Origin of the sequence: Nitrospirillum goiasense (assembly GCF_034427435.1) — a bacterium.
Lineage (GTDB): Bacteria > Pseudomonadota > Alphaproteobacteria > Azospirillales > Azospirillaceae > Nitrospirillum.
The window spans coordinates 2,294,969-2,307,138 of sequence record NZ_JAXQNP010000002.1 but is presented as its reverse complement, the minus strand read 5'-3'; the positions used below and the strand labels follow the sequence as shown (position 1 = coordinate 2,307,138).

9 protein-coding genes are annotated in these 12,170 nt (G+C 68.0%); 7 read left to right on the top strand and 2 right to left on the bottom strand.

The genetic code is table 11. From position 1 onward, the window contains the following. Positions 1-11: 11 nt before the first annotated feature. Complete coding sequence (locus ULB03_RS13150) at positions 12-1,652, bottom strand: AMP-binding protein (RefSeq protein ID WP_322483541.1); 1,641 nt, start codon at positions 1,650-1,652, stop codon at positions 12-14. 317 nt (positions 1,653-1,969) lie between these two features. On the opposite strand from ULB03_RS13150, the gene ULB03_RS13145 reads away from it, so the two are divergent. Then, positions 1,970-3,253, top strand: coding sequence for an outer membrane beta-barrel protein (locus ULB03_RS13145; RefSeq protein ID WP_322483540.1), 1,284 nt, complete (start codon positions 1,970-1,972; stop codon positions 3,251-3,253). 50 nt (positions 3,254-3,303) lie between these two features. After that, a complete protein-coding gene (locus ULB03_RS13140) occupies positions 3,304-3,753 on the top strand; it encodes a septal ring lytic transglycosylase RlpA family protein (RefSeq protein WP_322483539.1) in 450 nt (149 codons plus the stop codon). A gap of 67 nt (positions 3,754-3,820) precedes the next feature. On the opposite strand, the gene ULB03_RS13135 is transcribed toward ULB03_RS13140, so the two are convergent. Then, positions 3,821-5,320 (bottom strand): hypothetical protein, encoded by a 1,500-nt coding sequence (locus tag ULB03_RS13135; protein WP_322483538.1) that lies wholly within the window; start codon positions 5,318-5,320, stop codon positions 3,821-3,823. Between the two features lie 270 nt (positions 5,321-5,590). Between ULB03_RS13135 and ULB03_RS13130 the strand changes: the two genes are divergently transcribed. From ULB03_RS13130 to kdpB, 5 genes are all read left to right on the top strand, one after another. Next, entirely contained in the window at positions 5,591-6,679 is a 1,089-nt protein-coding gene (locus ULB03_RS13130; protein WP_322483537.1) for a pesticin C-terminus-like muramidase, read from the top strand. A 160-nt stretch (positions 6,680-6,839) separates the two neighbouring features. After that, a complete protein-coding gene (locus ULB03_RS13125) occupies positions 6,840-7,484 on the top strand; it encodes a hypothetical protein (protein WP_322483536.1) in 645 nt (214 codons plus the stop codon). 541 nt (positions 7,485-8,025) lie between these two features. Continuing rightward, a complete protein-coding gene (kdpF, locus tag ULB03_RS13120) occupies positions 8,026-8,139 on the top strand; it encodes a K(+)-transporting ATPase subunit F (protein WP_211102081.1) in 114 nt (37 codons plus the stop codon). Between the two features lie 46 nt (positions 8,140-8,185). Then, positions 8,186-9,913 (top strand): potassium-transporting ATPase subunit KdpA, encoded by a 1,728-nt coding sequence (gene kdpA / locus ULB03_RS13115; protein WP_322483535.1) that lies wholly within the window; start codon positions 8,186-8,188, stop codon positions 9,911-9,913. 78 nt (positions 9,914-9,991) lie between these two features. After that, the gene (kdpB, locus tag ULB03_RS13110) at positions 9,992-12,160 is read left to right on the top strand and encodes a potassium-transporting ATPase subunit KdpB (RefSeq protein ID WP_322483534.1); all 2,169 of its coding nucleotides are present in this window, start codon (positions 9,992-9,994) and stop codon (positions 12,158-12,160) included. Positions 12,161-12,170: the final 10 nt, after the last annotated feature.

Genomic DNA, 12,170 nt, shown 5'->3' with positions numbered 1-12,170 from the left:
CGTTCGGGTGCCTACTCCGCAGCCGCGACGGCCGCCTTGGCGCGTTCCTCCGCCACCAGGGGCTGCTTCCACAGCTTGCCCACGGCGGTCTTGGGCAGGGTGTCGCGGAACTCCAGCGCCGCGGGTAGTTCGTGCCGGCCCAGCTTGTCGCCCAGGAAGGCGCGCAATTCCTCCAGGGTGAAGGTCGCCGCGCCGGGCCGCAGGGTGACGAAGGCCTTGGCGCTTTCCCCGCGATAGCTGTCGGGAATGCCGATGACGATCACCTCCGCCACGGCGGGATGCTCGTAGATCGCCTCCTCCACCATCCGGGGATAGACGTTGTAGCCGCCGGACAGGATCATGTCCTTGCGCCGGTCGACGATGAACATGAAGCCGTCCTCGTCCAGGTAGCCGATGTCGCCGGTGCGGAACAGGCCGTCGACGAAGGCCTCGCGCGTTTCGTCCGGCAGTTTGTAATAGCCCTGGGTGACGTTGCGGCCCTTGATGCAGATCTCGCCCTTTTCATTGGGGCCCAGGGCGGTGTGCGGGTCCGTCAGGTCGCGGATCTCGATGGTGATGCCGGGCATGGGGATGCCGGCCGATCCCACCTTGCGCTTATGCGGCGGCGTGATGGTGCCGGCGGGGCTGGTCTCGCTCATGCCCCAGCCTTCCAGGACGGGCTTGCCGGTCACCGCCTCGAATTCATGCGCCAGTTCCACGGGCAAGGGCGCGCCGCCGCTGCCGATGAACTTGAAGCTGGAAAAGTCGATGTCCTTGGCGCGGGGAGAGGAGGCGACGGCCCGGTGCATGGTGGGCACGCCGGCGAACAGGGTGGGCCGGTACGCCTGGATGCTGTCCAGCACGGCGTCGGTGTCCCAGCGCGGGTGCAGAACCATGTGATAGCCGTTGCGCATGGCCCGCACCATCAGCGTGTCCAGCGCGTAGATGTGGAACAGGGGCAAGGCGACCAGCAGCGTTTCCTGGCCCGGCGTCAGGCCCAGGAAGCGGCTGAAGGTGTCGTAGGCGTCGGCCGACGCGCTGAGGTTGCAGTGGGTCAGCATGGCGGGCTTGGGCAGGCCGGTGGTGCCGCCGGAGAATTGCAGCGTCGCCAGGTCGTCTAGCATCGGCACCGGCCAGCCGGCCGCAGGCGCCGCCGCCGGGGCCAATAGGGCGGTGAAGGGCAGGGCGCCGGCGGGCAGGGCATCGGCCGCCACCCCCTGGCCGGCGAAGTCGGTGGGCCCCGCCACCACCAGGCGCACGCCGTCGGCCAGGGGCAGCTTGTCCGCCAACCCGGCGAAGCTGATGACCAGGCGGATATCGGCCTTGACCTGCTTGTGCGTCAGTTCCCGTTCCGCATCCAAGGGGCTCATCGGCACCACCACGCCGCCGGCCTTCAGCACGGCGTAGAAGGCCAGGACGAAATGCGGGGTATTGGGCAGGTGCAGGCCGACATGGACGCCCGGCCCCACGCCCAGGGCCGCCAGGTTGGCCGCCACGCGGGCGCACAGCGCGCCGAAGGTGGCGAAGGTCATCGTCTGGCCCATGCAGGTCAGGAAGGGCTGGCTGGGCCAGGTGGCCACGGCGCGGTCCAAATCCTCCACCAGCGTGGGCAGGGGCGGTTCGCTGTTCCAGTCGACGCCCGGCGGATAGGACTTTTCCCACAGCATCGTCATGGCGATGGTTTCCTCCCGTTATGTGCCCGGGCCTTCGCGTGAGGCCGGGTTAGCAGGCGCTATGCTTTCATAAGGGGCGGGCGTTTGCCAAGGGTGACGGATGCCGCGGTCGCATTGTTCAACAATGGGGGTAGAAAGGGGGCCGGACTGGCGGCTTCCCGTCCATGGGCCTGAGCCTGCTGGCCATTGACCATTTCCCTCATAAAGGCTTTTTGATTTTCGTCCCCCGGCTTTCGCATCGAACTTTAAGGCGACCTTGCCGTCTCTTGGCGCCACGCCGGCATCCCCGCCGACGAGAGAGCCTGAGACGCCTTCCCATGTCGCACTCCATCCAGTCCACCATTCCGCGCCGCCGCACCGCCCGTCACATCGCCTTGGCCTCGGCCGCCTGCGCCCTGACGCTGGTGGCGGTTGCCGCCCGCGCCGACGACACGCCAGTGGCACCGGCGGACATCACCGTCAGCGGCCTGGTGGAGGCCGGCATCACCGCCGCCAACCATGGCCTGGACCGGGCCCCCAACTATGGCCATCTGTTCACCGACCGCACCGACCAGCTGGTGCTGAACCAGGCGGTGGGCACCATCACCAAGGATGCCGGCTCCGGTGACGATCTCGGCTGGGGCTTCAAGCTGCAGGGCCTCTATGGCACCGACGCCCGCTACACCCACTTCCTGGGTGAACTGGACCGCGCCATCGGCGAACGCACCCAATTGGACATCGTCGAGGCCAACGTCACCGCCCACATCCCGCAGGTCGCGGGCGGCAGCCTGGATTTGAAGGTGGGGCAGTACGCCTCCCCCTTGGGGGCGGAGACCATCGTGGCGTCCGGCAACCCGCTGTACAGCCACAGCTACATCTTCAATTTCGGCCTGCCGTTCAAGCACACCGGGGCGCTCGCCACCCTGCACCTGGCGGGTGGCATCGACCTCTATGGCGGTGTCGACAGCGGCGTGAACACCAGCCTTGGCCGCGATGGCGACAACAACGACGCCTGGTCCGGCATCTTCGGTTTCGGCTATGCCAACGCCGACGGCACCATGACGCTGGTGGCGCTGACCCATGCGGGTCCGGAGAACGCCAGCACCAAGGCACCTCTTGGTTTGGCGCGCGCCAATGACGCGGCGCGCTGGATCAACGACGCCGTGCTGACGGTGAAGGCCAGCGACGCCCTGACCCTGATCACCGAGCTGAACTATGTCCGCGACGACCTGGTGAAGGCGGAGGCGTTCGGCGCCGCCCAATACGCCACCTGGAAGTACAGCGACGCCCTGTCGCTGACACTGCGGACCGAGCTGTTCCGCGATGTCCAGGGCTTCTACGTCTCGGCTTACCAGGGCAACCAGGACTATGTGCTGGCGGAGGCCGGTTGGCCGACGCGCGCGCCGGTGCTGTCGGCCGGCCAAGGGGCGACCTACCTGGCGCTGACCGCCGGGGTGACCTGGAAGCCGGCGCCCAGCCTGGGCTGGGACGCCCTTCCCGACGGCCTCGCCCTGCGGCCGGAGGTGCGCTACGACCGCTCGCTGGGCAACGCCCGACCCTTCGCCGGAGAGCAAGGGCAGACGACCTTCGGCCTGGACATGCTGATCCCCTTCGGCGCCTGAGCCGTCGGTCGCTGTACCGCCTTTTTCATAACAACGATTGCGAGAGTCCCATGAGGACGCAGCTGTGGGGTTGCCTGGGCCTGGTGGCGGGGTTGGCGCTGACGCCGGCCTTCGCCCAGGGGAGTGACAAGGGCGACAGCCCCCAGGTTGGCCCCCAGGTTGGCAAAGCCAGCTGGTACGGGCGGGAGCATGCGGGCCACCGCACCGCCAGCGGCGAATCCTATGACCCCGAGGGCCTGACTGCAGCCCACCGAACCTTGCCGCTGGGCACGGTGATCGAGGTGTCGGCCCATGGCCAGATGGTGAAGGTGCGGGTGAACGACCGCGGGCCCTATGTGCAGGGCCGGGTGCTGGACCTGTCGGCCGCCGCCGCCCGTGCCCTGGGCCTGGATCGCACCGGCACCGCCATGGTCAGCATCCGCCCCACCGGCGCTGTCTGCCCCGCCAACCGCGCCTGCGATACGGCGCCGGAAACGGTGGCGGAGGCGGGATCGCCCTGAGGTCCACGAAGCTGGAGAACCTATCTGGGGATGGGCCGGCGCCGACGAGTGCCGGCCCCTCTTTTCTTTAGGCGGCGCCCAGCAAGACCTCCGTCACCTCCTCCGAGAACCATTTGCGCTGGCCGTCGACCAGCACGCCGCCCTGGCCGTCAGCGGGCGCTCTTGCCACCGGCAGGCCGTGGTCCAGCAGGGTTTGGGCGCACGCCTCCCAGTTGCCGCTGTCCAACGGCAGGTTCAGGGAGGCCCAGGACAGGGTGCCGCTGACGTCGTCGCCATAGCCGTGCCGCTCCGTCCAGCGGGCGCCGTGGTCCAGCAGGAAGCGGGCGAGGGCGGCGTCGCCCCGGAACACGGCGTGGTTCAGGGCGGTGGCGTTCCAGTCCCCCGCCGGTACGGTCAAAGGCCAGCCCAGGCGGACCATGACGGCGATGGCGGCGTCGCAGCCCCCTTGCGCCGCCAGGTCCGGCAGCAGGCGCAATTGCGCCGCCGACAGGCTGGCCGGCAGGTCGGGCCGCTGGGCCTGAAGGGCGCGGGCCGTGGCCTCGTCCCCCGCGGCGCAGGCGGCCATGAACCGGTCTTCCGGCGACAGCGCCACGCCGCCGCCGGCCTGGCGCAACACTTCCGCCACCTCGGTCATGCCATAGCGCAGGGCGACCGTGTAGGCGGGGATGCCGTCCGGCGTGCGGGCGTTCGGATCGGCCCCGGCCGCCAGCAAGGCCGCGATGTGGGCGGAGGACCGGCGGCGGTGGATGGCCCACAGCAAGGCCGAGCCCCAGTCGGACAGCGGTTGGACGCGCGCCGGTTCGTTGGCGTCGCCGCCGTGGGCCAACAACAGGTGAAGGACCGCCAGGTTGTCCATGTCCAGCACCCGGTACAGGGCGTTGGACCCGCTGACCCGGGCGCCGGCCTGCAGCAGCAGCTCAACGCAGGCCAGGCTTTCCAGGGAATGATACAGCGACTCCCCATCGTTCGGATCGGCACCGGCGGCCAGCAGCGCGCCCGCGCAGTCCCGCAGGCGCTCGGCAAATCCGGGCAGCCGCACCAGGCTGGAATGGGTGATGGCCACCAGGGGCGGCAGGTTCAACGGGCCGCCGGGGCGGTTCACCCAGGCGGGGTCCTGGGCGATGGCCGCACGCACGCGGTCCAAATCCCCGATGGCGCAGGCGAGTATAGGATCGCCGATCGCCACGTCCGGGGTCTCCGCCAGCAGGCGCAGGGCGGCGGCCGGGCGGGCGCGGCGCATGCTGCCGCTGATCTCACCGGCATAGACCAGGCGCAGCCATTCGAGCCGCGTCTCCGCCGCGTTCGCGATGGCGCGGCGGCTGGCGGCGAAGGCGTCCAGATCCGCCCAGGAGGGGAAGCCGTATTCCCGCGCCAGGCAGGATTGGGCGTCGTGCAGGCGCAGGGCCAACGCCGCCAGGGCCGTGTGATCCTTGCCCTGCGCCGCTGGCAGGTTGGCGCGGAAGCGGGAGAGGGCGTCGGCGTCGCCGTGCCGGTAGGCCGCTAGCAGCTCCTTGGCCTGGCGTTTCAACTGGTCGATATGGGGATGAGCGGGAAGCGGTCGGGGCATGAAGCGAACCTCCGTGCGTGAAGCGCCGACGACCCGCAAATCCGGCTGCACAAAGGTCGGGTGTGACCGATGGTGATGGTGCCAGGGGGCTCAGCCCTTCCCGCGGGTCCGGAGGCGGCATGGCGACCGCGCCCCGGCACGATAGGGCGGCGGGGCGGTCCGATCAACGGCCTTGGGTATATTTCCAGTGGGCAGGTGGAAATCCCGGGCCGCCGCCAAACACTTCTTCCCGGTTGCCTCATGACGCGTGGCCTATCCGGAAGTCCCTGAATGACAGACGACCTTAGCAAGATCCGCTCCGACGCCCGGACATCAGGCACCGTCCTGGATGACCCGGACGATCTGGAGAACCTGGCCATCTTCCACTGGCTGGGTCACCACGCCCTGATCAACCGCAAGGGCGCCCGGCATTTCGTGATCGGATCGGAGCTTCTGACCCTGTTCTGGCAGGCCCGGTTCAAGAAGTTCGGCAGCGCCGACGAAATCAAACATCTGCTGGTCCCACTGGCCGGCCGCCACCCGGACACCGTCGCCCTGGGGACGCTGACCCGGCTGCTGACCGGCATCGGCGACACGCCGCACAACAACGCGGAGGTCATCGACAAGACCGCCGCCGCCATCCTGGCTGGGCGCCTGTGGTTCCTGGATGTGCCGCGCCGCATGCCCGTCGTGGTCACCCGGACCGATCCGGCGGTGTACCAGGCCCTGAACGGCCAGTACGGCACCACCATCAACTTCACTTTCCTCAGCCAATTCGAAGGCGGCCAGCAACTGCGCGGCTATGTTCCCTTTGGCAATGACGGCCTTGTCGCCGGTTCCAGCGGCATGACGGTGGCCACAGGCTTTGACGTTGGCCAGAAGAGCGAGGCGGAACTGAAGGCCATAGGATTGCCGCAGGACGTGATCACCCTGGTTTCGCCGTTCGCCAAACATAAGTTCAAAGGCATGACCAAGATACAGGTCGCGAAATGGGTGAAGGACACGGCCCCGCTGCCCATCCTGACCAAGGCGCAGGCCGACGCGGTGGACAAGGCCGTGCATGGCGATGTGCTGAACGCCATCAAGAACGCCTGGGACCAGGGCCGGGAAGAGGGTGTCCCGGCGTTCACGGAATTGCCCACGCCCTGGCAGACGGTCTTGTTCTCCCGCGCCTTCCACCAGGGCAACGGCGTCACCAGCACCAGCGTGGCGCAGCCCTTCTTCACCGCCGCCTTCGCCGGCAAGTGGGACGAGGCGGTGACGGCGCTGCGCAATTACGCGGTGTCCCCGGATTGGTATAAGCAGCGGGTGGCCAGCGAGGCCGCCTATCTCGATACCCAGAAGCCACCGCCGGTCAAGCCCCCGGGCCGGCGTGGTTGAGCCGCCCCCTTAACACCGCCTCCGATGACGACATAAACGGGAAATCATGATCGCCCTCCGCCGCCTATGCTCCGCCGCCGTCTTGATGCTGACCCTCCTCCTGGTCGCAGGGGGGAGGGCGGCGGAACACCCTGCCGGTGGGGGGGCTGGCGGTGATCTCGTGACCCAGGCGATCCGCCTGCTGCACCCCCACTACACGGCTGCCAACCCGGCGCTGGGCCCCGTGCCGCTGGAGGATCACCTATTCCTGCTGGGCACGCCGGCGTTCAAGAGCTGGACACCGGCGGAAAGCCCGCTGTTGCCGGCCGACCTGCGCATCCTGGCCTTGGCCGAGCGCGATGAAGCCGACGGCGGCCTGAGCTTCGCGGTGGAGGTCGGGCTGTTCACCGTCAAGGGCGGCACCCTGGCCCTGCTGACCAGTGCCAAGCTGGACGATCCGGACATGGTGACGGACCAGGGCGCCCACCTAGTGGCGGCGACGCTGGACCTGGCCCCCTATCGCATCCGGGAGGGGGAGACGGCGTTCGGCGTGCGGGTGCGGTCCGCCTATGACGCCGCCGGGGCCGGCGCCCATGTCGGCGGCGAAACGCTGTACCTGTTTCGCCCGCTCAAAGACGCCGAGCCGGCGGTCATCTTCTCCGCCCCGGTGGCGTACGAGGACGCGGACGGCAAGGCGGCGCCCAAGGGAATCCTGGCGATCAGTCCGAAGAAGACCCAGGGCTTTTATGACCTGCTGCTGAAGACGGGCGCCAAGTCCGCCGTTTATCGCTGGACGGGGGATGCTTATGAGAAGGTGGGAGGGTGAACGTCGGTCGCACTTTGTTGTTAATACTAGTTTATAGCTTAAATGCAGCTGATATAACTGCATGACAGAGCGCTTGGCGACTAAGGACTCGAGAGCCCGCCAGGAAGGAAAGTCTTATTTCAGGCGCCAGCCTGGCTGCAATTATCTGGCCCTTGGGCCGCAGGCCGTACAGAAGGGGCTGCGCCGTCGCGCTGATCGGCCGCTCTGCATTGCTTTTTAGCGTGGCCCCTTAATATCACCGGCCACGTGCATCCACGTAAAAAGTGATGTCCGACATGCCCGACACGTCGGATGTAGAGTGTTCAGGCTCTGCCCGTCTGCCGGGCGCACTCCTCCTCATTAAAATCCTTTTATTTCCAACCCCCGGCTTTGCCATCGAATTTTGATGGCCATCGGCGGTTTCCTCAGCGTCGACCCATTCCGCCCGGAAGCGCCTTTCCCGAAGGCTTCCGGGCTTCGTTCGTGAGGAACAACCGCATGCTCGACGTCATCCTTGTCGCCCTTCTGGTGGGGCTTTTCGGGCTGGGCGTGGCCTACGCCTATGCCTGCGAGAGGCTGTGAGGCGCCCATGTTCGACCTGATCCTGGGCGCCGCCGTCTCGGTCGGCCTGACCCTTTACCTCGTCTATGTCCTGATCCGGCCAGAACGGTTCTGAAGACGGGCGCTTTTAAGCGTCCGTCGCGCATGCGGAGATTTTTCCCGTGACCTTCAACGGCATTCTACAGATCGCGCTGTTCGCCGCGATCATCCTGGTCCTGACGCGGCCTTTGGGCGGCTTCATGACCCGTGTCTTTTCCGGTGAATCCACCTTCATCGGCCGGGCGCTGGGCCCGGTGGAGCGCGTCCTCTACCGCCTCTGCGGCGTGGATGAGCGGGTGGAGCAGCATTGGTTGACCTACGCCGTCGCCCTGCTGTTGTTCAACATGGTGGGCGCCCTGGTGCTGTACGCGCTGATGCGCCTGCAGGCCCTGCTGCCCTTCAACCCGCAAGGGCAGGTGGAGGTCACGCCGGACCTGTCCTTCAACACCGCCATCAGCTTCGTCACCAACACCAACTGGCAGTCCTATGGCGGTGAGACCACCATGGGCTATCTGGTGCAGATGGCCGGCCTGACGGTGCAGAACTTCATGTCCGCCGCGACCGGCATCGCGCTGGCCCTGGCGCTTGTGCGCGGCTTCTCCCGCCGTGGCGCCCGCACCATCGGCAATTTCTGGGTGGACCTCACCCGCTGTACCCTCTACGTCCTGCTGCCCGCCTGCATCGTCATGACCCTGTTCTTCGTCTGGCAGGGCGTGCCGCAGAACCTGGCGGCCTATACCGAGGCCACCACGCTGGAAGGCGCCAAGCAGCTGATCGCGCAAGGCCCCGTGGCCTCGCAGCTGGCCATCAAGATGCTGGGCACCAACGGCGGCGGCTTCTTCAACGCCAACTCCGCCCACCCGTTCGAGAACCCCAACGCCCTGGTCAACCTAGTGCAGATGGTCGCCATCTTCGCCATCGGCGCCGGCCTGACCAACGTGTTCGGCCGCATGGTCGGCAACGAGCGCCAGGGTTGGGCCATCCTGGCCGCCATGGGCGTGATGTTCCTGGTGGGCGTCGGCGTCTGCTATTGGGCGGAGGCGCAGGCCAACCCGCTGCTGGCCGGCCTGCCGGTCGACCAGGCCGTGAGCGCCCTGTCGCCCGGCGGCAACATGGAGGGCAAGGAGGTGCGGTTCGGCATCGCCAACACCGCCCTGTTCGCCACCATCACCACCGACGCCTCCTGCGGCGCCGTCATCGGCTGGCATGACAGCTTCATGCCCCTGGGCGGCCTGGTCCCGCTGGTCAACATGCTGCTGGGCGAGGTCATCGTCGGCGGCGTGGGCGCCGGCCTCTACGGCATCCTGCTGATGGCCATCATCGCCATGTTCGTGGCCGGCTTGATGGTGGGCCGCACGCCGGAATACATCGGCAAGAAGCTGGAGGCGAAGGAGGTGAAGATGACGGTGCTGGCCATCCTGGCCATGCCGCTGGTCATTCTGCTGTTCACCGCCATTTCCTCGGCCATTCCCCTGGGCACGTCCGGTATCGCCAACAACGGCCCGCATGGCTTCTCGGAAATCTTCTACGCCTATGCCTCCGGTGCCGCGAACAACGGCAGCGCCTTCGGCGGGCTGTCGGCCAACACGCTCTGGTACAACACCACCCTGGGCGTGACCATGTTCGTCGGCCGCTTCTTCATCATCATCCCGGCCCTGGCCATCGCCGGCGCCCTGGCGGCGAAGAAGACCGTGCCCGCGTCCGCCGGCACCTTCCCCACCACCGGCCCGTTGTTCGTCAGCCTGCTGGTGGGCGTGATCCTGATCGTGGGCGGCCTGACCTACTTCCCCGCCGTGGCGCTGGGGCCGGTGGTCGAACACCTGCAGATGATCGGCGGCACCACCTACTGACCCCGGGCAGGCCGCCCCGGGCGCGAGCCCGCAGGCGATCCCCTGCATTGGCGGCATCCGTTCTTCGGAGATTTTGAGATGTCATCCCCTTCCATTTCCCAGCCGGGGTCCCACCCGGGGCAGCAGCCCGCCCCCCAGCCGGCGCCCGCCCCCTCCGCCCGCCGGTCGGCCAAGTCGGCGCTGCTGGACCCGGCCATCCTGGGCCCGGCGGTCAAGGCCAGCTTCACCAAGCTGAACCCCGCCACCCTGGTGCGGAACCCCGTCATGTTCCTGGTGGCGGCGGTGGCCCTGCTGACCACCGTGCTGCTGGCGCGCGACTTGGCGACCGGCGCCCCGGGTGCCGGCTTCTCCTTCCAGATCGTGCTGTGGCTGTGGTTCACGGTGCTGTTCGCCAACTTCGCCGAGGCGGTGGCCGAGGGCCGGGGCAAGGCCCAGGCCGACAGCCTGCGCAAGACCCGCACCGAGACGGTGGCCAAGCGCCTGACCGGCCCCATGGTCGCCAGGGGGGCGGCCGTCACCAGCTTTCAGACGGTGGGGGCCGCCGATCTGAAGGTGGGTGACCATGTCGTGGTCGACGCCGGCGACATCATCCCCAGCGATGGCGAGATCGTCGACGGCATCGCCACGGTGGACGAGTCCGCCATCACCGGTGAATCCGCCCCGGTGATCCGGGAAAGCGGCGGCGACCGCTCGGCCGTCACCGGCGGCACCCGCGTGCTGTCGGACCGCATCATCGTCCGCATCACGGCCGCCCAGGGCTCCACCTTCCTCGACCGCATGATCGCGCTGGTCGAGGGGGCGGAGCGGCAGAAGACCCCGAACGAGATCGCGCTCAACATCCTGCTGGTGGGTATGAGCCTGATCTTCATCCTGGCGGTCGTCACCATTCCGGGATTCGCGGCTTACGCCGGTGGGTCGGTGTCGGTGGTGGTGCTGGTGGCGCTGTTCGTCACCCTGATCCCCACCACCATCGGCGCGCTGTTGTCCGCCATCGGCATCGCCGGCATGGATCGCCTGGTGCGCTTCAACGTGCTGGCCATGTCCGGCCGCGCGGTGGAGGCGGCGGGCGACGTCGACACCCTGCTGCTGGACAAGACCGGCACCATCACCCTGGGCAACCGCCACGCGGCGGAGTTCATCCCGGTGTCGGGCGTCAGCGACAAGGAACTGGCGGAGGCGGCGCAGCTGTCCTCGCTCAGCGATGAGACGCCGGAGGGCCGGTCCATCGTCGTGCTGGCCAAGGAGAAGTATGGCCTGCGCGGCAAGGACATGGGCGGCCTGAACGCCCGCTTCGTCCCCTTCGCCGCCCAGACGCGCATGAGCGGTGTTGATCTGGCCAGTGAAAATGGGGATGGCGTCATCCAGATCCGCAAGGGTGCGGTGGACGCCGTGCTGCGCCATGTGGCGGCCCTGCGCGGCAGCCAGCCGGTGCGCCATCCGGAGCTGGAGGCCATCACCGAGCGCATCGCCAAGGCCGGCGGCACCCCCCTGGCGGTGGTGCGCAACGACCGGGTGCTGGGCGTCATCTACCTGAAGGACATCATCAAGGGCGGCATCCGCGACCGCTTCGCCGAGCTGCGCCGCATGGGCATCCGCACGGTGATGATCACCGGCGACAACCCGCTGACCGCCGCCGCCATCGCGGCCGAGGCGGGTGTGGATGACTTCCTGGCCCAGGCCACGCCGGAGGACAAGCTGGCCCTGATCCGCAAGGAACAGGCCGAGGGCCGCCTGGTCGCCATGTGCGGCGACGGCACCAACGACGCCCCGGCCCTGGCCCAGGCGGACGTGGGTGTCGCCATGAACACCGGCACCCAGGCCGCCCGCGAGGCCGGCAACATGGTGGATTTGGACAGCGACCCGACGAAGCTGATCGAGATCGTGGGCATCGGCAAGCAACTGCTGATGACCCGTGGTGCCTTGACCACCTTCTCCATCGCCAACGACGTGGCCAAGTACTTCGCCATCATCCCGGCGATGTTCGCGGGGCTGTACCCGGCGCTGAACGCGCTGAACGTCATGCACCTGGCCACGCCGCAATCGGCCATCCTGTCGGCCATCATCTTCAACGCCCTGGTCATCATCGCGCTGATCCCGCTGGCCCTGAAGGGCGTGCGCTATCGCGCCCTGCCGGCCGCCAGCCTGCTGTCACGCAACATGCTGGTCTATGGCCTGGGCGGCATCATCATCCCCTTCATCGGCATCAAGGCCATCGACATGGTCGTGACCGCCGTCGGCCTGGCCTAAAGGAGGCCTC